The following is a 21,213-nucleotide window of genomic DNA, read 5'->3' on the forward strand; positions in this document are numbered from 1 at the left end:
ATGCATCGTTACTATCAATGGGCGCTCTGGCGCGAGCGCTTTATCCGCAATAGCATCATCATTTTTCCATTGGCTCTGGTGGCCGTGGGGGTTGCGGTAGTGGTTGCTGGTTGAGCGGCCGAGGCGCAAACGGCGAGCGAGAACAATAATAATGGTTTGCGGTTTTTTGGCCTGAAGAGGCAAGGCTTTAGTTTGAATTTTTTATGACGACACCGCCTGCCGCCTGCGTAATCGTTAATTTGATATTGCTGTTACGTTCCAGGCGTTGATTCGTCTAGCCACTGTTGTATCCGCGCGTAGGTGCGGGTTTGCTCAATCATGGCCATGTGCCCCATCTGGTAAAACAATTCACGGGTCAGGTGGTTCGCTTGCGCGTAAAGATGCTCCGCCAGCGCGCTGTCTACCGTGACTAACCAATCGCCACGGGGGTGGGCATGGTTGGGTTTGCTGACGCTGCCGGCAATAAAAAGCTGCTGCACATGCGGATCTAAAGGCACCTTGCTGGTGGGGCGAGGGTCATCCAGCGGGCGGTCTCGCCACTGGTCTTCCAGTACATAACCAAAGCGCAGGTCGCGAATGCCGTCGGAGCGCAGGTTGGCAAGCCGCATCAATGGCCGCGAGTAGGGGGTGTGGCCTAGTAATCGGTTAGCTTCGTTGCTAAATCGTTCTAGTAAGGCGCCTTGATGTGGTGAGCCCAGGCAAGCCAAGTGAGTTACTTTATTCACCCAATGGTTGCCACGCTGGCGCCCTTGGTAAAGTGCGCTGCGCGCTACTAGCCCGCCCATGGAATGGCCGACCAGAATTATTCGCTTGGGCAAGACCGTATGGGCCAGCAGCCCGGCGAATTTGCGGCCATTGTCGGAAATATGCAGGCCGGTGTTGTAGCGCAGATAACGGATATCTGCGTTGTAATGCTGGCGAGCCCACTGGCTGAAACTGTTGGCGGCAGGGTTGTTCCAGCAGGCGTCGTTCATGCACAGCCCGTGCAGGAAAATCACCAGGGTGTCAGCATCCGCTAAAGGTGGTTTTTTTGGTAATAGCGTCATGGGCAGAGCGTAACGGTTGTGCTGCTCAACCAATAATTGTCCGAAAATACCGTTGATGATGCTTTGCAGGTCTAAGCTATCGCGCAACTCCTGGTGTGGGTCGGCGAGCAGGTCAGCCATGCTGGCCACATTGCCGACTTGGCGAAAACCGTAACGAACCAAGCCGTAGACCATGGGGGCGGGGGTGTAGTCGTGCCCACGCAGGTGGAACGGATTGGCTATGGCGCCGTGGATATCTTGAACGACCTGGGTAATTTCATTGCCGAAACGGGTGACCAGCTGCGCCAGCCCCCCTGCATTCTTTCCCGCATTTCTCCCGATTTTCTTCATGTTTCTCCTTGTTATGGTGTTCATCTTACTCGGCTGAAAGCGCAGAGAAAGGAAAAAGGGCCAGGCTGCTCTGGTAAACCTGTTACGCCCTCCGGGCCTTCCTGGCTGGCCCGCACTCAATTGTTGCGTTTTTGATGGATGGGCTGTCCTGGCTCGCCCCCTAGAGAGTACCTTCAAAATCGTGTCCTCTGCGCCCTGAACGGGGCATAGATTGCGACCCAGCCTGAAAGGCTGAGCATGCACGGGGGGCACAGGCTCCTTAGCTCATCGGCGCGGTATTCTCTATCCGGTCTGTAACTCTTCGTAAAATGGCAGTGAAATGTGCGAATTCCCTTGGCCAAGCGTGAAGAACATGCTTACAGTGCTCACTGTCCGAATCAGTTAATTCAAGGAGTGATTCTATGCGTATTTTCGGCAAAGCGGCATTGGCCGCCATTTTCGCCTCTTCTGCCCTGCTGGCAGCCTGTGATGCCAATGATGGCCCGGTTGAGGATGCTGGCGAGAAGGTAGATGAGGCGGTGGAAAGCATTACCCCGGATAGCAAAGGACCGATGGAGGAAATGGGCGAAGATATGGATAACGCCTATGATAACGCCAAAGAGTCCGCCGAAGACATGAAGGATGCTGCAGAGCAGTAAGCCTTACATGCAGTGAGCTCTCCGCCTCAAGGCGGGTGATGCGACAACCAAAACCCTGGCCTTATGGTCGGGGTTTTGTCGTTTTAGGGGTAGAGGGCATTGAGCAGTGGGTTAGCAGTTGTTTCAGTGCGTCAGCTTCCTGGGGCGTCACCATCAACTGGTAACGTTGTTTGATGCGTTTCCAATGCCGGCCATATTCGCACCAATAGAGGCGGTTATCAGGAAGCCACTGATCTGGGCTGCGAGCACCTTTACTGCGATTGGCGCTGGCGGACACCGGAATCAGGTTGTCTGGGTCATTAGCGAATTGTTGGCGTAATGCTTTGTCCCATTGGTCGCCACCGTGGCCGTGGGCATGGCGCAGCGGCACAAAATGATCCACGTCCAAGTCCCCCGCATGGGTAAAGGTGCGGTTGGTGTAGGGGTCGTACCAGCGACCTGTGGCCACGGTGCATTGATCCGGGTCGGTGAAGGTCACAGTCTGCCGGCTGGAGGCAATCAATAATTCTGCCCGTGTGTCTTGGCAATCTTGGTCTGCGTCAGTCCAGTGGGGCCAGAGGTTTCGATCGTAGAGTCCACTGAACGCCCGTTGTGCGTCGGTCGCGTCCTGTTGGGCCTTTTGTTGTTGCCGGTGAAGCGTGGAGCAGGGGGCGCGGTGGCAATGGTAGTCACCGGTGCTGCGGTCGGTGTGTCCGCCTTGTTGGTTGAGGCTTCCGGGGTGGGCTTGCAGTGTGTTGCTGATAAGTAGGGTTAGTAGCGCAAGTAGAGTAAGGAGGGCGTAGTACAAAGGGGGCCTGTTTATGTCGTTTGGCGGGAGGATAAGGCATATACGAATCTTGTTGTAGGTAAAAGCGTACAAAGGAAAGATTGGGGCCGATTCCGGCGAGCTGTATCAGGAAGATACAAAACCGCTACGTGTATACACGTAAATTGGACGCTTTTGTTCTGTGGCGGCCTGGGCGGTATCGCTACAGTTGGCGTTGCCGGGCTGAACCGGTTTCACAACCTGATCCGGCGTCCATTTTTATGCATTGCAGGTAGGTAGTAGCCAATGCAGGAGTTGCAGCTTATGAGGACACAGCAAGTGGCAGGGAAGCCGCGTCAGCAAGAGCTGGAGCTGGAGGCGGTGAGAACGCGATTGCAGGCTCTGCAGGAATATTTAGCCGTCTACCGGGCAAGCTTTGCTTCCTCGGGTAGCGCGGATAGCTATGCTCGGGTGCGAGTATTGCGCAGGGATGTGTCTCGCCTGCGCGCGTGGGGTTGGTATCTGATGGGCTGCCGAGATGGTGCTCGCTGGTTGCCTGCTGTGCAGTGGTTGGCCCGTGTGCTGTCTGTGTTCGTGATGCCGCAACGGCACCGTTCACGGCGGCGCCAGCCTTTGCGTGCTATGCGCCACCTATCCAGTTATAGCTTAGTCGAGCGGGCCTATGCGGCGTTGGAGGATGATATCCAGGGGCGGTTGCTGACGTTGCGTCTGGCGCAGGGTGAACGGCCCACCGGTCTGAGGTCTCGTCAGATTACGATGCTGGAGCGCCAAGTAGATGAGGCCGTGCGGTTGCGTTTGTGTGGCCTGCCGCAAGCCCGTCAGATGACGGTGATCTGTCATCTGCTGGCGTGGGCCATGGCTTTGCGTTCCTGCCTCGGACTACGATTGCCGTTGGCGGACAGGGTGAGGCGTTGATGCAGGATATGTCGATGTTGTCTCCAGCGTTGGACACTCTGCCTCGGGTATTTACCCTCTCTGATCTTAAGCAGCTGCAGCCAGAGGAGTCTGAGCGGGCACTGGATTGTGTTCTGCGCTGGCTGGAATCTGGCGTGGTCAAGCAGGTGGCTCCGCCGCGTCCGGTATTTTACAGGGTGGTGTTGGGCGACCCGTTGAGCGATGAGGATCGTTGTCGGGCTTTGCAGCGGGCCTTCCCGTCGCTGGTCATGGTAGCAGGGTCGGCGTTGTGGCGGCAGGGGCTGAGTCGTCAGCAGGATAGTGTGCTGGAATGCTGTGTGGCGGAAGTTGAGCTGAGCTGTCATTTGCCGGATGTTCGGCTGCATTGGCGGCCGCCTGCTTGGTGGTCAGTGATTCGTCTCGCGGGCGGAATTGCCGGTGACTATCACGGCGTGCCCATGCTCAATGCAGAATTGGCATTGGCCGATGCGTCCACGTTCGCTGGTGTGTGGATGCCAGATCGCGAGGCTGTGGATTGGAGTCGTTTGTCTACCGCGCGGCTCAGTGAGGCCAGTGACTATCTGCGTAAGTTGCGGCCTCGTTGAGCTCGTCGGCCTTGTTATCTTGACGGAAGCGACCGCCTTCTATTAAATGAGAACCATTATCATAAATAATGGTTTTTCTTATGTTGGTTGCCGTTCTCGCCACATTTGCCAGTGTGGCGCTGTTTTATCTGTCCGACCGACAGCAGCGCTGGCTGGATCAACCTCTCCCTGCCTTTACTCGCTTGATCGCTTTGGCCATGTTGGCCGGCGGGCTGCTGCTGTTCACCCTGCAATTGGGGGTCAGCGTGGGCCTGTTTGTAGGGTTGTGGGTATCCACATTACCGGCGCTGCTGGTGCCCTTGATAGTGAGTCATTATCGAGACCGTTATCAGCGCCGGGGTGGAAGCCGATGAGAGCTTTTTGGGCATTTGTATTCAGTTTGCCGCTGTCAGCAATGCTGATGGGGTTGCTGGCGGCATTGGTGCCGGTTCCTTGGCAATCTTGGTTGGTGTTGCAGTTGTTGGGGATAATGTTGTTGTGGATGTTGCTGGTGGTTTTGGTGGCAATCCCTGAGCGTACCTGGCCGCCTTTGGTGGCGCTGTTGGTGATGAACGGGGTTGCCTGGCTAGCGTTGCAGGCAACGGCCCTGTATGGAGGCGGCGCATGAAAGCGGCTCGTTTGCGGCGTTTTATCGATTTACATGCTTGGCTGGGCATGGTCAGTGGGCTGATTCTGTTTGTGGCGTTTTTTGCTGGCGCTATCAATGTGTTTCACCACGAGCTTCATCATTGGCAGACACCTCAGGCCACTGCGCAGGCATCGCAACAAGTCATTGATGGGCAGGCCCTTCTTACTCGCGTCACCGAGCAGTATCCGGATGCCCGTACTCGCCTGTTTTTCTTGCCTGAAGAAGATCCGGCAGTTATGTGGTTTCAAACCAGTGAAGCCGGTGGGGGGGAGTGGCTCACCGCCCACGCCACGGATTTCGATACGGGCGGAGAGTACGTCGTGCAGCCCCGGTCGGCGTTGGCGGATTTTATCAATCAGTTGCATTACCAACTGGCGATTCCTAGTGGCGGCTTGCCCATCAACCTGGGGATGACGTTTATGGGGCTGATTTCGATACTGTACGGGGCGGCGCTGTTTACTGGCTTAGTGATTCATTGGCCAAAATTGAGCAAGGAGTTTTTTGCTCTTAAGCATGAAGGCAACCTACGCCGTTACTGGAAGAACATGCACAACCTGGTTGGCGTGATCAGTTTTCCGTTTCATTTGATCATGTCGGTGACCGGTGCCGCCATGGGGGCTTTTACCCTAGTGGCGGTGGTGCTGGGCACGTTAGTTTTTGGTCCTCAGCTGCGTGGGGTGATCGAAGAGGAAATTGCGGTGTGGCCGCCGGTACAAAGTGAGGGTGAACGCGTTGCCATGGCGCCGATTGCAGATTACTTATCTGCTGCGGGCGAAGCGTTGCCAGAAATGAGCGTGGACTGGGTGGAAATTCGCGGCTATGGCGATGCCGCTGGCTGGGTTGATGTGGCCGGCTCTGTACCAGGCTATGTGGGGCATCATGTCCATGTGGTGCTGGGCTCGACCATGGCAACGTTGAGCGTGATTGCGCCAGGACAGCGCAGCTTGAACTTTGATACGTTCTCACCGGTTTATTCTCTGCATTTCGGGGACTACGGTGGAATGCTGGTGAAATGGCTCTACTTTGCCATGGGCTTGCTGGGGGCTTTGTTGTTTGTGTCCGGGAATGTGTTGTGGTGCGAGCGACGCAGTGATCGCCAAGGGCCCAGCCGGGCTTCTGCTTTTTTGTTGCGTTTGACGCTGGGGCTGTGCTTCGGGGTTGTGATCGGAGTGGCGTTCAGCTTTCTGGTTAGCAAAGGGCTGCCCTATACGCCTTGGGCGGCCTGGGTCGCCACGGTGGAGCGGGCGGTGTGTGGCGGTGTGATTCTCTTATTGGTGTTGTGGAGTCTGCGGGCATCGCCGCTGCGGTTCAGCGGCCAAATCCTGGCCGCCGCGCCGTTGTGTTATTTGGCGGTGCCGGTATTGCAGGTCGCCTTGGAGGGCGAGCATGTACTCGACGGCGACAACCTGCTGATTAACGGCCTGTTATTGGTGGTGGCGTTATCATTGTGGGTGGTGCGGCGGCAGTTTCGCAAACGCGTGCGCCTGGCCGAGCCTCACCCGCTTTGGGTCGGAAAGGTCACTGAGGGGCAGCCTAAGCACCTCACCGAAACGGAACGGGAGGCGGGTTCTGCTTATTAGGCAGTATGTCGCTGCGCGCCTTATTGTGGTCGTAGAGTGGCACCAATAAGCGGGCCCATGGTCTCCGATGTTCTCCGCTTGGGAGAAATAAAAAGTCTGGAACAGATCGGGGACAAGGGTTCTGTGGCGAATGCTTCGCCATCAAGGTAGTTCAGGCGGTTCCCTCGAGGGCATCGTGGCGTTGTATTAGCGATGTGCGAGTGCATACCGCTAGCGGTATGCACTCAGGTTGATCGTCTTGTTGGGTGCTACGGCTTCTTTGCTGATGGGTACGCGTTGCCGGCTAGCGGTTGGCGGGAAAAAATACCCATAATCGGCGTGCCCTGTGCCTGCAAGACCGGCTCAATATCCCGATGTAGGGCGTGGTAATTATAGAACGGCACACGCGGAAAAAGGTGATGGATGGAGTGCAGGTTCTGGCCCAACCAGAACCATTCCAGCGGCTTCATCCAGCGCGGCATAATCAGGCTGTTAGTGTTGCGATAACGTTCACTTACCTTGTAAGGGTGGTGTGGACGATAGGCAAACCAGTAGGCGGTGAATAGCCCGCCAGTGTAATATCCCAGCAGCAGCACGGCGATGGTGCCGGGCTGGTCTACCATCGTTAGGAAGGCAATGCGCCAGCCGATCGATACCGCCAGTTCGGTGCAATAAATCAATCTTTCCTTGGATGACGCAGTGGCCCAGCTGTGTTGCACAAAAAATGTGTTCTGCACCCACTGGAAGCGTAGCCCGGCGGCCAGTAACCCCAGTAGTCCTTGTTGCATCCCGCTGATAATAAAGTCCGGATCCTTGCCCGGTTGATTGGTATAGCGGTGGTGGGTGAAGTGCTCAATGCGATGAGAGGCATAGGGGATCGCAATAATGGGGGCTACTAGGTACCCGCACAAATCGTTGATCCATTTGCGGCCATCATTCTGTCCGTGAATATTGCCGTGGGCGGCCTCATGTAGTGGCGTATAGGACATGTAGGTCAGTACGGCGACCAGCAGATAAGCGCCCCAGGCCGGTAGCGTACCATTGGCGAATAACGTGAGTGTGGCAATAAAGGCGGCGACTACGGCCACGGTTAGTAAAATTGTCGGCCAGGCGGTTTTGCCCATATAGTGTTTGGCACAGGCAATGGCTTGTTTGTTCAATGCTGCCGCGTCCATGGTGCTGTCTCTTGTTGGTATGATTAGGGTGAACATTACGTAGACGGCACAACAATCAGAATAGCCACCGTGGCCAATCACCCTGCAAAAGTGGCCAGTGTGTGACAGGGGGGTATCAACGGAACGGTTAATGCATCAATCAAACGACAAATTGCACCCGGTGGCCATCAGCCAGGTGATGCTCAATTTCGCTCAGCGAAATGGCATTGACCGGCAAACCTGCCTGCTCGGCACGGGTATCTTGGAAAGCGAATTATCCAGTGGTGAAGGACTGGTGACCCGCACGCAGGAAATGCGGCTGATCGAAAACTTGATGCTGGCCCTGCCGGAGGTGGGGGCTTCCGGGTTCGAGCTGGGTTTGCAGTACAATTTGGCCACCTTCGGGGTTTGGGGTTTTGCTCTGCGCACCTGTAAGACCTTGCGCGAAGCTGTTGCACTTGGGGTGCGCTATCTGCCTTTGAGTACGGCCTATTGCCGCATTCTTTTGTGCGAAGAGGAGGATGCCTTTGGCATCACCTTTGACCCCGATCCCATTCCGCCCCATCTGCGCCAGTTTCTGCTGGAGCGGGATATGGCCACTTCTCTTAATCTGGCCAGGGAAATCTCCCTTCAGGGGGCTGAATTCAAAGCCATCGAGTTCACCGGCACCCCCGATGTGGATGCTGCAGCGTTGAAAGCACTGTGCGGCATTGCCCCCACATTTGGAGCTGGATCCAACCGCATTATGGTTAACCGCGCCGGTGCCAGCCGGCCCTTTTCCGGCTACGATCCCGCCCTCACTCGCATGCTTGAGCAGCAATGTCAGCAACGTATGGATACCGTGGAAAGCAGCGGTATCGCCGGCAAGGTCCGTCAAAAATTGCTTGGCGAGTTGGGGTTGGGAGCCAGCCTCAATGATATGGCCCGCGACCTGGCCCTTTCCACCCGAAGCCTGCGTCGCAAACTGGAGCAGGAAGGCACCAGTTACCGCGATTTAGTCGAAGAAGAGCGCCGCCAGCTGGCCCTGCAACTACTGGGCAACACCACCATGAAGATCGAAGAAGTCGCTGCTCACTTGGCGTACACCGACGCAGGCGGATTTGTCCGCGCCTTCCGGCGCTGGCAGGGCTGCTCGCCAAGTACGTATCGGGAAAATGAGTGATGGGGGCGTGCTGTTGATTTTTGATAGCCCATAAAAAAACCTCCCGATGGGAGGTTTTTTTATCTGGTACGCCCGAGAGGATTCGAACCTCTGACCTTTGCCTCCGGAGGGCAACGCTCTATCCAGCTGAGCTACGGGCGCAAAACTTGAAGAACTTGGGGGTTCAACGGGCGCGAATGATAGCGGTTTGTGGCGGCCTCGTCCATGGATTGGGTGCATCCTGTGTTGTGATCGCTATAATCGGCGCGTCGGGAGCGTGTCCCGGTATCTGACCATGAGCAGGCTGTCTCTTTCCGGGTTTCCGGCAGTTCTGTTTTCCTGACGAGCCCGTGTCCGCCGTGTGCCAATGTGGTGGGCGGGCTTGTGTTGGAGAAAGTGGGGATGAATCTGTATTGGGTCGTGTTATTACTGGCGGTGATTGTGGAAATCGCTTGGGCCATGAGTCTCAAATGGATCCAGCTTAGCCCAGGGGTGCTCTCTATTGGCACTTCACTTGTGCTCACCGGCTTGAATATGTTGATGTTGTCCTATGCGATGCGGGGCATTCCCGTGGGCACGGCATACGCCATCTGGACAGGGCTCGGTGCGGTGGGTATTACCCTGATCGGTATCGTGTTCTTCAAGGATCCGGCCAATGCGTCACGGCTGGCCTTTATGGCATTGATTGTGGTGGGGATTGTCGGCCTGAAGTTGACCAGTGGTCCGGCCTGAAAGAGGCGAGGGTGAGGTAAGGGTTGGATCTGATGGCTGATGTGGTGCCGAATCGTTCGTTCGGGTATTTTACAATCTTTTCCCGCTAACGCGTTGATACATCGGTACCCTTTGCGGGCAGATGTTGGCCTGCAACAGATGGAGTTTAACCGTGCGCATTGCTTATCTCGAAGATGACATGGCCCAGGCGGAGCTGGTCACTCACTGGCTTAAAGAGGCTGGCCATAACTGTATTCACATGGCCAGTGGCCGTGATTTTATGTCCCTTCTGCGTCGTGACACCTTCGATATTTTGGTGCTCGACTGGGAAGTGCCAGACATGAACGGCTACGCTGTGCTCGAAGAAGTACGAGCCAGCGGTAATCGCACCCCTGTGTTATTCGCGACGCAGCGTGATGATGAATCATCCATTGTCGGCGCACTTTCTCAAGGGGCGGATGATTATATGGTGAAGCCTACCAAGCAAGCGGAATTGCTGGCCCGTATTAGCGCTCTCGGGCGTCGGGCAGGGGTATCGGAAATGGATGAAGAAACCACGCTGAATGTGGGGCCGTGGACCGTGGACCGGTCCCGGCGTCAGATCCTGCTGGATGAAGAAGCGATTAAATTGACTGACAAGGATTACGAGCTGGCCTGCTATTTGTTCCAAAATGTGGGCAAACTCATGAGTCGGGCGCACTTGCTGGAGAAGGTTTGGGGTATCATGACCCCGATTGAATCACGCACCGTTGACGTGCATATCAGCCGGATTCGACGTAGCCTGCAAATTCGCCCTGAACGAGGCTATCGAATTAAAACGGTGTACCAGCACGGATATCGTCTGGAGCCGATCGAAGAATAAGGACACATCTATGAGGGTCTGGTTGAGCACGGCCATGCTGCTGTGCCTGCTATCAACGGCCTGGGCCGGGGATGATTGGCATTATACCTTGCGCCCTGGCGACTCTCTTTGGAAAGTCTGCCAACAGTTCGCCCAGACCCCACAAACCTGCTGGGGTAAATTGGCACGCCATAATGACCTCGACGACCCTCATGTTTTGCACCCCGGCGACACCTTACTGGTGCCAACGAGCTGGTTGAAGGAAAAACCCATTCCGGCCACTGTTGATGCGATCACCGGTGAAGTGATGTTGTATCCAGCTAGCGGCGGAGAGCCTCGTCGGCTGAGCAATGGTGATGTGGTTGGTTTTGGTGATGCGTTGGAAACCGCCGCCAATAGTAGTGCCCGCCTACGTTTTGCTGATCAGTCAGAAGTGCATATTAAGCCGACGAGTTTGCTGGTTGTGACCCGCTATCGTCGTTTTCTGAATCACCAAAATGAACGCACCGAGCTGCGTTTGCAGCGCGGTAATATCCGTAACCGTGTCAGTCCCCGCCAAAGTGACGAGGCTTCTTTTGAGGTCTACACCCCCGGTGCCGTGGCCGCGGTGCGGGGTACGGAGTATTACTTGGGGGTGGATGGAGCCGAGACCACGCGAAATGAAGTCATAGAAGGGCGCGTGGATGTGGGGGCTCGTGGTACGGAGCGTCAGATAGAGGGGGGCTACGCGACCCTGGCGCATGTGGATGAAGCGCCGATTGAGCCGGTGGCATTGCTGCCGGCTCCAGCCATGGAAGTGACAGCGTCGCACACCGGTGTGGTGGCAGCATGGCATACCCAGTCCGAGGCCCGGTCTTACCTGCTGGAGCTTTATAGTCAGCCGGCAGGTCGATTGCTGAATCAAGATTACCTTTCCTCTGGGCACTGGCAGAAAGAACTGCCCGTGGGCGACTACCGTCTATTGGTGCGGGCGGTAGATGAGAACGGCCTGCGCGGTGATGAAAGCTGGCACGTGTTCAGTGTGCCCGCGCCGCCAATAGAGCCCGAACCTGTTCCAGAGGAAGAAGATGCGCATTGGGATGTTTGGGTGTTCATGGGTGCGGCCGTTCTACTCTTGGCGCTATAACTTATGCGCAATCGTCTGAGCCCGGATCAACGCCGTTATTTGGCAGAGCATGTATCTGTGCTTTGCTTGGTCGTAGGCTTGTGTGCGTTGTTGACCATCAGCGGTGCGCTGTCCTTTGTGGATCGGTATATCTACGACAACCTGCTGCAAGCCCTCCCTGACGACCCCTCCCAGGATGTGGTGATCGTTGGGATCGATGAATACAGCTTGCGCGAAATTGGGCGTTGGCCCTGGGATCGGGAAGTCCACGCCCAGCTGATCGAGCGTCTTACGGAGATGGGCGCCCGTGCTGTGCTCATGGATCTGATTCTGTCTGAGCCTGACCGTAACAACCCGGGTTCTGATGTGGCCTTGGTGCAGGCCATGGAAGCCAACGAGCATGTGTACCTGCCCGTGCATGTGGAGCAATTGCGGGCAGGGGGGCAGTTGATTGAAGTATTGCCTTATTCACCGTTTGCTCGTGCTGCAGCCGGGTTGGGGCATGTGGATTTGGAGCTGGATGCCGACGGTGTGGCTCGGTCGGTCTATATGCGCTCGGGGGTGGGGCAGGCTTGGTGGCCACACATTACCCACACGTTGCTCGTGCAAGAAGGGATTTTGTCTGAACAGGTGTTTCCCGCCGATAAGGGCGAAGAGTTTTCTGGGCTGGCTAATGTCCGTCGATATCACCGTTACATCCCTTTTGTCAGCGGCCCTAATAGTTATCCGCAAGTTTCTGCCGTCGAGCTACTCAATAACCGAATACCCGAACAATTGATTCGCGACAAAATTGTGCTCATCGGCGCTACTGCCGCCGGCTTGGGTGACATGCTGCCCACCCCTATGGCGGATCAGGGGGAGTTAATGGCCGGTGTCGAGATCAATGCAAATCTGCTGGATGCCTTGCGCGCCGATCGTCTCATCCGCGATTTAGCCATGCCCAGTGCGTTGGTGCTTGGGGTAGTGCTGGCTCTGTTGGCGCCCTTGCTGATGCCTTATGTGTTGCCACGCTGGAGCATGCCGCTGGTTTTTTCGGTGCTGTTGCTGTGTTTGCTGGTTAGCATGGCCTCGTTGATTTCTTTGCGCTTGTGGTTTGCGCCTAGTGCGGCCATGGCATCGGCCATCATGGCCTATCCATTATGGACTTGGCGGAGGCTGGAGTACTCGCTGTCCTATATGCGTAATGCCCTAGAGCGGTTGTCGGAATACAGCGATTTGAACCAACGGCTGACGCAGCCCTCCTCATTGGCACAAATGAGCCGTATGTTGGACCAGGTGCTGCCGGTGCGCTCCTGGCGCTTATTAGGTGGAGAGAAGCCGTTGCGGGGCGGCGACAGCCTGCCGGCGGCCACATGGAAAGGCGAGTTGGCGCGCCAATACCGGTTCCGCCATGATGGCCGGCGCTATGAGCTGGATCTGGTTTGGGAACAGGCATTACACGCGGATACCTATGATTACTGGGTGCGGGCCATGTTGGTTCGTACCCGTACGCGGGCTCCCAATGTGGGGCCACGTTACGAAGTATTGGAAAAGCACATTGAACGGTTGCGTCGTGAAGAAGAGCGGCAAGAGGCGCTGACGCGTTTCTTTCAGGTGACCTTGGCGCAAATTCGAGAAGGCGTGGTAATTGCTGATGCCTGTGGGGTGATTGTCTATGCCAACCCGCAGGCGGTTTTTTTACTGGGGCTGGAAGTGGGCGCGCTGGATTCCGGGCAGCCTATGGTCACGGAACTGAACAGGGAGTTGGAACTGCGCGAGCACTGCTGGGACGATCTGCTATGCCAGACCCTCAGTGAGGGGCGGACCCAGATTGAATGCCGCAACCGGCAGGGTACGGATCTGTACTTGGATATGCTGCTAGTGCATGCAGGTGATAATCCGGGGCGGATGATGATTATCTCCTTCAAGGATATTAGCGATGTGAAGCTGGCCATGCGGGCCCGCTCAGAAATGCTGGATTTCCTCTCTCACGATTTGCGTTCGCCCATGGTGTCGGTGTTGGCGTTAACGGAGAAAATGCGTCATTCCGGAGCAGAGCGGGATTTGCCGGTGTTCTTAGATAATGTTGAGCACTATGCCCGGCGTAACCTAAATATTGCTGAGCAATTCCTGCAGCTTGCGCGGGTGGAAGCGGTGGATTCCGTGGAAATGAACGAGCAAGACATGCTTGATGTGGTAGAAAGTGCGATTGATCAGGTGCACATTCAGGCCCAGCAGCGTGATATCGTCCTGCGTTTTGAATACGACCCGGATCAGGAAGTGTGGGTGCTGGGTAATAACGAGCTGCTGGAGCGCTTGGTCGTGAACTTGCTGACCAATGCGGTGAAATACAGCCATGAAGGTAGCTCGGTAGATGTGACCTTGTATGTCGATGGTGAGCGGGTTGCCTGTGACGTGCGTGACCGTGGTGTGGGAATTCCGCCTGAGTTCCAGGAACGACTGTTCGATCGCTTTAGCCGGGCCAGTACCAGCGGAGGCGCCCGAACCCGTGGCGCGGGCATGGGTCTGCGTTTCGTCAAAGTGGTTGCTGAGCGCCATGGCGGGGAGATTCGAGTTCACAGTGTGGTTAACGAAGGAAGCCGCTTCACCCTGTTTTTACCGCGTGTTGAGCTGACCTGATACTCCCCGAATCGCTGCGTTGCGGTGGCTCGACGGGTGATCTTTCTGTTGTCATAGAGGCTCGGGCGGAGCCTTATCGAGCGCTTTACTGAACAGCCGCTTGTCTCTAACGGGGGCGGCAGTTTTGCATTCATCGTTCGCTGTAACATCAAGCGTTTTGTCCCTACGCCTTGAGCGGGTATAATCGCCAGCCGCAGCGCCCATAAGGGGCCGTTTAGGGCCTCCGCGGCGAATCACAGAGAATTAGAGGTGTAATCGTGAAAAAGATGCTAACCGCCAGCCTGGTACTGGTCGCTACCCTGTTTGCCGCCGGTAGCGTGGCTGCCAAGAGCACCAAGGAAATTTCTCCCTACCCACTAGGTGAGCGCTCTGTTTTTAGTGATCGCGCCATTGAAGAGCGCATCAAGCCGGTGGGCTCTGTGTGTGTAGAAGGAGACGAGTGTGGCAGCGCTGCAGCTCCGGCAGAAGAAGTGGCCAGCGGCCCTCGTTCCGGTGAGCAAGTCTACAACGGTTCCTGTGCCGCCTGTCACGGTACCGGTGCTGCTGGCGCCCCAAAAATGGGTGACGCCGCTTCCTGGGCACCGCGCATTGCCAAAGGTGAAGCCACCATGCTCAAGAATGCTATCAATGGTATTAACGCCATGCCTCCTAAAGGGATGTGCATGGACTGCTCTGACGATGAAATCAACGCTGCCATCGAGTACATGGTTAGCAAGAGTCAGTAGCGGCTTTGCAGAAACTCTACTGGTACTCAATCGCAATGGTGTTGCCAGTGTTGTGGCTGGCCGGCTGTTCCGATGATAGCGCCCCGGCTAATGGGCCTGCTCAACAGGCCCGCGACGGGGCGCAGTTATATCGCCAATACTGTGTTACCTGTCACGGCTCTGGCGCCTTGGGGGCTCCCGGTGTAGGTAAGGAGCATCGACCCTACTGGTCCCATGAAATCGAAGAAGACGGTTTCGACGCCCTGGTCCTAGATGCTATCAATGGCTTCAACTCGATGCCGCCTCGCGGTGGCTGCTTTGACTGTAGCGACGACGAAATTCGCAGCACGGTGATCTATATGCTGAACAAAAGTGGGGCAAAGTAAGAAAAGACGCCGCACGCGATATGCTTCGCACAACAACGCGAAATAGTTTGTCTTTTTTATATTGCAAAGAGGCCGCGCCCCGGACGGGAACGCGGCCTCTTTGCATTTGGCACAAAAAGAACGTGCTCGTGTTGCCGTGTCAGTGCCGCGTTACCTAATCCAGTAACGCCCGAAGATTAGCAATGCTGGCTTCGGCCACTTCCGCTTCTTTGGCTTCATCTTTCTGAATGCCGATGCCCAGATAGTCGATGTCATCTTGCGGCATTTCATCCACGAAGCGGCTGGCAGTGGTGTCGATTCGCTCGCCGTATTGTTTGCGCGTCAGCGCCTGAGTCATGGCCAGGGTTTCTCGGGCGCGGGTGATGCCCACGTACATGAGGCGGCGCTCTTCGACGATGTTGTCTTCTTCAATGCTGGTGCGGTGGGGCAGGAACTCTTCTTCCACCCCCATCATGTAGACGTGGGGAAATTCCAGACCCTTGGAGGCGTGCAGGGTCATCAGTTGCACCCGGTCGGAGTCGTCTTCTTCTTGCTGCTGCTCGAGCATGTCCAGTAGCACCAGCTTCTTGATCACCGATTCCAGATCGCTGGCGCCTTCTTCGTCGTCTTCCTGTTTTTCCAGCATGCGCTCAATGCTGCGCACCAGTTGCCAGATATTTTCGATATTCTTTTCGCCGATACGTGGGCTGGAGGCGTTCTGCATCAACCAGCCTTCATAATCCATGTCGGTGATGAGTTCTTGCACCGCTTGCAAGCTGTTCTGGCCGAAGCAGAATTGCCGCTTGGCATCGAGCCAAGCCTTGAACTTTTGTAGCTTCTCGGCGGCTTTCGGGTTCATGACCTCACTGAGCGCGAAGTCATCACACACGTGGTACAAACCCTGCTCGCGCTTGAGTGCCCAGGTGGCCAGTTTTTCCAGTGTGGCGGGGCCAATTTCCCGGCGTGGCGTGTTGATGATACGTAGAAAAGCGTTGTCGTCATCCGGATTGACCAGCAGGCGCAAGTAGCACATCAGGTCTTTAATTTCGCTGCGGGAGAAGAAACTTTTGCCACCGGATACCTTGTAGGGAATCGACAGACTTTGCAGTTTCATTTCCAAAATACGCGATTGGAAATTGCCACGGTAAAGTACGGCAAAGTCTTTCCACTGCAACCCTTTCTGTAGGCGACGGTGAAAGATGTCGCTGGCGATCCATTCGGTTTCAGCCTCTTCATCGCGTAGAGCAGAAAAGCGGATCGGTTCGCCGTAACCATAATCGGACCACAGGCTTTTCTCGAATTCGTGGGGATTGTTGGCGATGACGGTGTTGGCGGCTTTAAGAATGCGCCCGGTGGAACGGTAATTCTGTTCCAGCTTCACCACCTTCAGGGTCGGCCAGTCTTCCTGTAGCTGCGCCAGGTTTTCCGGGCGGGCGCCGCGCCAGGCATAGATGGACTGGTCGTCATCGCCCACCACGGTGAATTTGCCCTCCGGCAGGGTGAGCATTTTCACCATTTCATACTGAGCACCGTTGGTATCCTGGTATTCATCCACCAGCAGGTACTGAATACGGTTGCGCCACTTTTCCAGAATGCGTGGCTGCTCGTGGAACATGCGCGCGGGCATCAGGATCAGGTCGTCGAAGTCCACCGCATTACACACCCGCAGCATACGATCATAGCCACTGTAGGCCATGGCTGCGCGCAGGTCTTCGTCGGTTTCGGCAGTGCTCACTGCTTGTTCGGGTAGCACCAGGGCGTTTTTCCAGCTGGAAATGCGTTTGTGGATCACATCCACCGCGTCCAGGTCCCGTTCCGATTCACCTTGGCGAAGAATTTCCTTGAGGATTTCCTTGCTGTCCGCCCCGTCCAGAATGGAGAAACCGTTGCGCAGCCCGCAGGCTTTTAACTCGGATTTGAGGATGCGCAAGCCCAGGTTATGGAAGGTGGAAACAATCAGCCCCCGGGTCAGGTCACGGCTGACCAGCTGTTGCACCCGCTCTTTCATCTCCCGCGAAGCCTTGTTGGTAAAGGTCACCGCTGCAATATGGCGTGCCGGAATGCCCCGCTCCTGGATCAGCCAAGCGATCTTACGGGTGATCACGCTGGTTTTGCCGGAGCCCGCACCGGCCAGCACTAACAGAGGGCCGTCCGCGTAGTCCACTGCTTCCTGCTGGCGGGGGTTAAGCTTGCTCATAGGGCTCCGGTAACTCTGGGCGGGAATCGGGCCGCTATGATACCAGTGATGCCCTCGCGGCACCTTATGTCGGTTATCATGGCGGTTTTACTGGTAACGGTTTTTTGCCCATGCGTTTGGACTATTTTCTTGCCCACAGTGCCGGCCTGACTCGCAAGGAGGCCAAACAGCTGATCAGCCGTGGTGCGGTGACGGTGGAGGGGGAGGCCAAGCCCAAAGCCAATTTGCAGTTGCGCCCGGATCAGGCGGTGACCGTTCACGGTGAGCGGGTGCAGCCGCCGGGACACCGTTATCTGATGCTCCACAAGCCTGTGGATGTGGTCTGCTCCACGGAGGATCCTGGCCACCGCACCGTGCTGGATTTGCTGCCGCCAGAACTGCGCGCTCAGGTGCATCCGGCCGGCCGGTTGGACCGGGATACCACCGGCCTGGTGTTGCTCACCTCCGATGGGCAGTGGTCCCATCGGCTTACCTCTCCCAACCATGCCTGCGGCAAGCGTTACCGGGTGCAGTGTGCGGACCCGGTCAGTGATGAGGATATGCAGGCGCTGCGTGAGGGCGTTTTGCTACGCGGGGAAGACAAGCCTACTTTGCCAGCACAGGTGGAACGGTTGGATGAGGCTTGCTTGCTGCTGACCATTCGGGAAGGGCGTTACCATCAGGTTAAACGCATGTTGGCCGCCTGTGGTAACAAAGTGCTTGGGTTGCACCGGGAGCAGATCGGCGAGATTCAGCTGGATGCGGCTCTGGCGCCGGGGGAATATCGCGCGCTGACTGAGGACGAGGTCGAGAGTATCTGACGCTATTTTTGCTGGTGTGCCGGTAGTGCGCTGATAGGAAAAGCGAAAAGGCGGAGATGTTTTGCCGGTATTTTTTCCTGCGTTTTTATTCTTTGCGCCAAGCCACATGTCTTTCTTTCAACGGTCTACGCAACGGCATTACGTCCACGGCGCTCAATGCTTAGCGGGTTTACTAGGGCGTGGGCATCGTTATACGCCCACGGCGTTTGGTCGCTCCCCAAGGCGGCCCATCACCTCAATGGTCGTAATGCGGGTGATGATAATGCTGCCCAGGGCAGGAACCATAGGTCATGCAGTGGGCGTGGCGTGAAGGTGGCGGGGCCGAGGCCCTTCTTTGCTACATCACAAAGGGTGCGGGCATTATCGGTGCCGAACCTGGCGATTGTAAGTAGATGATCCCGTTGTCTCGCGTTGCCCTTGGATATCTGCGATAGGGATATTTACCGCAAAGGGATTGTCAGAGAGACAGAGAAGGGCTGTCGCGAACTGCAAGGCTAGACAGCTTTCGGTCATTTTCGGACAGGTGGAGAAGTGGCGTATAATGGCTCCATGAACCGCTATCGTTTTATTCAGCTTGATCCGGGCACTGGCCGTTCGCCGGTGCCGGTGAACTACGTTCGCAATCTGCTCGAACTGATCAGCGAGGTGGGGGTGGACACCCGGCGTTTACTGCGTGAGGTGGGGTTGACCGAAGAGGCTATCTATAACCCGGAACCGACACTGCGTTTTGAGCAGTTCCGCCAAGTGATGGTGGGGGCCCGGGAAATGACCGGCAACCCGGCGTTGGGTCTGGTGTTGGGTCAACAGCTCACGCTCACAGCCCACGGCCTACTGGGCTATGCAGCTATCAGCAGTGTGGATCTGGGTGATGCTTTGCGTTTGCTGGAGCGTTATTTCCGGACTCGTACTCGCTTGTGTGTGCCGCGCATTGAGTCCTCCACCGAGGGGGTTCGCTTCTGCCTTCTGGAAAGTGTGCTATTGGGCGATATTCGCGAAACCTACCTGGAAGTGGTGGTTGCGGCAGTCGTGGGCGGGATTCGCTACCTGCTGGGTGAGCGTTTCCGCGGTGTTGTACTGGAGCTGCCCTATGCGCCGCCGGCCCATGCAGACCGATACCGTGAGCTGTTGGAGATGCCGGTGGAGTTTGGTGCTGAGGTGGCCGCCCTGCGGTTACCGCATTCCTTGCTCAACGAACCGTTCACCTTGTCCGACCCGGCATCGCGGCACATGGCTGCGCAGAAATGCGAGCAAGAGCTTCGGCGTCTGGAGGCGGACCAGGACTGGGCTAGCCGGGTGTATGCACGCTTGATGCAGGCGGAAGGTATGTTGCCCAGCTTGGAGCAACTGGCGGGTAATTTTCATGTCACCTCGCGGACCCTGCGCCGTTATTTGAATGCACTTGGTGTGAGCTACCGTTCCTTGTTGGAGGAAGTGCGTATGACCAAAGCCATGGCGTACCTGAAGGCGAACATTACCGTGCAACAGGTCGCCAGCCGCTTAGGCTACGCGGATCCTAGCAACTTCGCCCGTGCCTTCCGTAAATGGACCGGTCACCCACCGAGTCACTTCCAGCCTTAACGTTTCCAGTGGCGATCTTTAGCAACAATACGAAGCGGGTGGTGAGTCATGCTCGGCCCATGCCCGCCCCACGCCATCATCGTTTGTGATATGCCGTGGGCACGGCGTTCCAAATGATGGGGGCAGTCCAGTGTTGTTGTGTACAGCGTTCCTCATCTGGCAATCCCCGCGCCATAACGCTAGTGTTCCCGTCCTTGTCAGCAAGAAAACAACCCATGAGTCATCACGAACCCGTTCTGCTGGTTTCCCGGCATAACCACCCCCGCGGCAGTTGTCAGCGTGGGCGCATGCAGCGTCAGCGGTTGATTCATCGTGCGTCCTATGTGGTGGTGACAGATCTAGCAGGAAGGGTATGCGTGCAGAAACGGGCAGCAGACAAGCACTTCTATCCCGGTGGCTGGGATTTGGCCGCCGGTGGGGTAATGCGCCCGGATGAAAGCGTGGCTCAAGGGTTGTCGCGAGAGTTGCACGAAGAGTTGGGTCTGCAGCGCCAGTTTTCTTGCTGGCAATGGTTCTGGTTTGCCAATCCTCATCACCGCGTCTGGGGCGCCCTGTCATCAACGGTAGCCTGCCCTGAGGCGGTGTCCCTCAGTGACGAAGTGGTCGCCGTACAGTGGCTGCCAGCCTGTGAAGCGCTGGCGTTGCCCGGTGCCACTCCGGATACTCGCCACGCGCTGTCCTTGCTGTTGTCATCGTCCTCCTGAGCGTTTTCGTCCTTGTGGCCGGGTGTCTGGCTGGATAGGTTTTTGTATCAACAGGGGGAGCTTTATGACTCAGCGATTCAGTGTGCGCGGTAAACGTATTCTCATCACCGGGGCCTCCAGCGGCTTTGGCGCCCATTTTGCTAGGGCTCTGGCCGAAGAAGGCGCAGACCTTGTCCTGGCCGCTCGTCGTGTAGATAAATTGGAAGATACCGCCAAGGCCGTGCGTGAACAGGGCCGAGACGCCATCGTGGTGCCCATGGATGTAAGCGACCACGCTAGCGTCGAGGCGGCTTTTGGCTGCATGCCAGCACTGGATGTGGTGGTGAATAATGCCGGCGTCTCCCACGAAGGTCCCACCGAGAATATTGCCGAAAGTGAGTGGGATCGAGTGATCGATACCAATCTGAAAGGCGTCTGGGCGGTCTCCAAATTTGCCATTCAGCAATGGCAACGCGATGAGCGTCCAGGCAGCATCGTGAATATCGCGTCCATTCTTGGCTTGCGGGTAGGCGGCCGTGTGGCGGCCTATACCGCTTCCAAGGCAGCGGTGGTTCAGCTCACCAAATCTCTGGCGCTAGATTGTGCGCGCTACAACATTCGCTGCAATGCCATTTGTCCTGGGTATGTGGAAACCGATATCAATCGCGACTTCTTTAGCAGCCCGCAGGCGGAGAAAATGCTTAAGCGTATTCCTTTTCGTCGGTTGGGCAATATCGATGAACTGGTTGGTCCGTTGTTATTGCTGGCCTCGGATGCGTCTTCTTACATGAGTGGTGCCATTATTGCCGTAGACGGTGGCCACCTTTGTACTACTCTTTAATGCTCGCC

At 56.5% G+C, this 21,213-nt stretch carries 21 protein-coding genes and 1 tRNA gene; 17 read left to right on the plus strand and 5 right to left on the minus strand.

Translation table 11 applies throughout. From position 1 onward, the window contains the following. Positions 1–251 precede the first annotated feature (251 nt). Positions 252–1,376 carry an alpha/beta fold hydrolase gene (locus tag Y017_RS07460; RefSeq protein WP_035460000.1) on the minus strand — a complete coding sequence of 375 codons (1,125 nt, stop codon included), beginning with the start codon at positions 1,374–1,376 and terminating at the stop codon, positions 252–254. Between the two features lie 401 nt (positions 1,377–1,777). Here Y017_RS07460 and Y017_RS07465 point away from each other — a divergent pair, with 401 nt between their 5' ends. Continuing rightward, positions 1,778–2,014, plus strand: a complete 237-nt coding sequence (locus Y017_RS07465; RefSeq protein WP_011589823.1) for a hypothetical protein — start codon at positions 1,778–1,780, stop codon at positions 2,012–2,014. Positions 2,015–2,075: 61 nt separating this feature from the next. On the opposite strand, the gene Y017_RS07470 is transcribed toward Y017_RS07465, so the two are convergent. Next, positions 2,076–2,801 (minus strand): YHYH domain-containing protein, encoded by a 726-nt coding sequence (locus Y017_RS07470; RefSeq protein ID WP_011589822.1) that lies wholly within the window; start codon positions 2,799–2,801, stop codon positions 2,076–2,078. Between the two features lie 282 nt (positions 2,802–3,083). On the opposite strand from Y017_RS07470, the gene Y017_RS07475 reads away from it, so the two are divergent. From Y017_RS07475 to Y017_RS07495, 5 genes are all read left to right on the plus strand, one after another. Further along, positions 3,084–3,695, plus strand: a complete 612-nt coding sequence (locus Y017_RS07475; protein ID WP_011589821.1) for a hypothetical protein — start codon at positions 3,084–3,086, stop codon at positions 3,693–3,695. Further along, entirely contained in the window at positions 3,695–4,279 is a 585-nt protein-coding gene (locus Y017_RS07480; RefSeq protein WP_035460003.1) for a hypothetical protein, read from the plus strand. Before Y017_RS07475 ends, Y017_RS07480 begins: the two co-directional genes overlap by 1 nt. Before the next feature lie 80 nt (positions 4,280–4,359). After that, positions 4,360–4,632 carry a hypothetical protein gene (locus Y017_RS07485; RefSeq protein ID WP_062810591.1) on the plus strand — a complete coding sequence of 91 codons (273 nt, stop codon included), beginning with the start codon at positions 4,360–4,362 and terminating at the stop codon, positions 4,630–4,632. Continuing rightward, positions 4,629–4,886: a hypothetical protein gene (locus Y017_RS07490; RefSeq protein ID WP_035460009.1), complete on the plus strand. Its 258-nt coding sequence runs from the start codon at positions 4,629–4,631 to the stop codon at positions 4,884–4,886. Before Y017_RS07485 ends, Y017_RS07490 begins: the two co-directional genes overlap by 4 nt. Beyond that, the gene (locus Y017_RS07495) at positions 4,883–6,487 is read left to right on the plus strand and encodes a PepSY domain-containing protein (RefSeq protein WP_035460010.1); all 1,605 of its coding nucleotides are present in this window, start codon (positions 4,883–4,885) and stop codon (positions 6,485–6,487) included. Before Y017_RS07490 ends, Y017_RS07495 begins: the two co-directional genes overlap by 4 nt. Before the next feature lie 248 nt (positions 6,488–6,735). Here the strand turns inward: Y017_RS07495 and Y017_RS07500 are convergent, their stop codons facing one another. Then, positions 6,736–7,641 (minus strand): fatty acid desaturase, encoded by a 906-nt coding sequence (locus tag Y017_RS07500; RefSeq protein WP_231483436.1) that lies wholly within the window; start codon positions 7,639–7,641, stop codon positions 6,736–6,738. A 130-nt stretch (positions 7,642–7,771) separates the two neighbouring features. On the opposite strand from Y017_RS07500, the gene Y017_RS07505 reads away from it, so the two are divergent. Next, positions 7,772–8,782 carry an AraC family transcriptional regulator gene (locus Y017_RS07505; RefSeq protein ID WP_011589816.1) on the plus strand — a complete coding sequence of 337 codons (1,011 nt, stop codon included), beginning with the start codon at positions 7,772–7,774 and terminating at the stop codon, positions 8,780–8,782. A 64-nt stretch (positions 8,783–8,846) separates the two neighbouring features. On the opposite strand, the gene Y017_RS07510 is transcribed toward Y017_RS07505, so the two are convergent. Further along, positions 8,847–8,923: transfer RNA gene (locus tag Y017_RS07510), tRNA-Arg, on the minus strand. Between the two features lie 240 nt (positions 8,924–9,163). Here Y017_RS07510 and Y017_RS07515 point away from each other — a divergent pair. From Y017_RS07515 to Y017_RS07540, 6 genes are all read left to right on the plus strand, one after another. Beyond that, on the plus strand, positions 9,164–9,493 hold the full coding sequence (locus Y017_RS07515; RefSeq protein ID WP_011589815.1) for a multidrug efflux SMR transporter: 330 nt from the start codon (positions 9,164–9,166) through the stop codon (positions 9,491–9,493). Between the two features lie 151 nt (positions 9,494–9,644). Further along, positions 9,645–10,334, plus strand: coding sequence for a response regulator transcription factor (locus Y017_RS07520; RefSeq protein WP_035460011.1), 690 nt, complete (start codon positions 9,645–9,647; stop codon positions 10,332–10,334). Positions 10,335–10,344: 10 nt separating this feature from the next. Continuing rightward, positions 10,345–11,439, plus strand: coding sequence for a FecR domain-containing protein (locus tag Y017_RS07525; protein ID WP_035460012.1), 1,095 nt, complete (start codon positions 10,345–10,347; stop codon positions 11,437–11,439). 3 nt (positions 11,440–11,442) lie between these two features. Next, the gene (locus Y017_RS07530) at positions 11,443–14,037 is read left to right on the plus strand and encodes a CHASE2 domain-containing protein (protein ID WP_035460014.1); all 2,595 of its coding nucleotides are present in this window, start codon (positions 11,443–11,445) and stop codon (positions 14,035–14,037) included. Positions 14,038–14,303: 266 nt separating this feature from the next. Further along, positions 14,304–14,762 carry a cytochrome c5 family protein gene (locus Y017_RS07535; protein ID WP_035460154.1) on the plus strand — a complete coding sequence of 153 codons (459 nt, stop codon included), beginning with the start codon at positions 14,304–14,306 and terminating at the stop codon, positions 14,760–14,762. Positions 14,763–14,767: 5 nt separating this feature from the next. Then, a complete protein-coding gene (locus Y017_RS07540; protein ID WP_011589810.1) occupies positions 14,768–15,127 on the plus strand; it encodes a cytochrome c5 family protein in 360 nt (119 codons plus the stop codon). Between the two features lie 154 nt (positions 15,128–15,281). On the opposite strand, the gene rep is transcribed toward Y017_RS07540, so the two are convergent. Next, on the minus strand, positions 15,282–17,303 hold the full coding sequence (gene rep, locus Y017_RS07545; protein WP_011589809.1) for a DNA helicase Rep: 2,022 nt from the start codon (positions 17,301–17,303) through the stop codon (positions 15,282–15,284). Positions 17,304–17,413: 110 nt separating this feature from the next. Between rep and Y017_RS07550 the strand changes: the two genes are divergently transcribed. The 4 genes from Y017_RS07550 (at position 17,414) to Y017_RS07565 (ending at position 21,205) form a co-directional block, all read left to right on the plus strand. Beyond that, on the plus strand, positions 17,414–18,103 hold the full coding sequence (locus Y017_RS07550; protein WP_011589808.1) for a pseudouridine synthase: 690 nt from the start codon (positions 17,414–17,416) through the stop codon (positions 18,101–18,103). Between the two features lie 531 nt (positions 18,104–18,634). After that, positions 18,635–19,681, plus strand: a complete 1,047-nt coding sequence (locus tag Y017_RS07555; protein WP_011589807.1) for an AraC family transcriptional regulator — start codon at positions 18,635–18,637, stop codon at positions 19,679–19,681. 215 nt (positions 19,682–19,896) lie between these two features. Beyond that, positions 19,897–20,385 carry an NUDIX hydrolase gene (locus Y017_RS07560; RefSeq protein WP_035460021.1) on the plus strand — a complete coding sequence of 163 codons (489 nt, stop codon included), beginning with the start codon at positions 19,897–19,899 and terminating at the stop codon, positions 20,383–20,385. A 64-nt stretch (positions 20,386–20,449) separates the two neighbouring features. Continuing rightward, positions 20,450–21,205: an SDR family NAD(P)-dependent oxidoreductase gene (locus tag Y017_RS07565; RefSeq protein WP_011589805.1), complete on the plus strand. Its 756-nt coding sequence runs from the start codon at positions 20,450–20,452 to the stop codon at positions 21,203–21,205. The last annotated feature ends 8 nt before the right edge of the window (positions 21,206–21,213 follow it).

The sequence above is a fragment of the Alcanivorax sp. 97CO-5 genome, assembly GCF_000524665.1.
GTDB classification, from domain to species: Bacteria; Pseudomonadota; Gammaproteobacteria; order Pseudomonadales; family Alcanivoracaceae; genus Alcanivorax; species Alcanivorax borkumensis.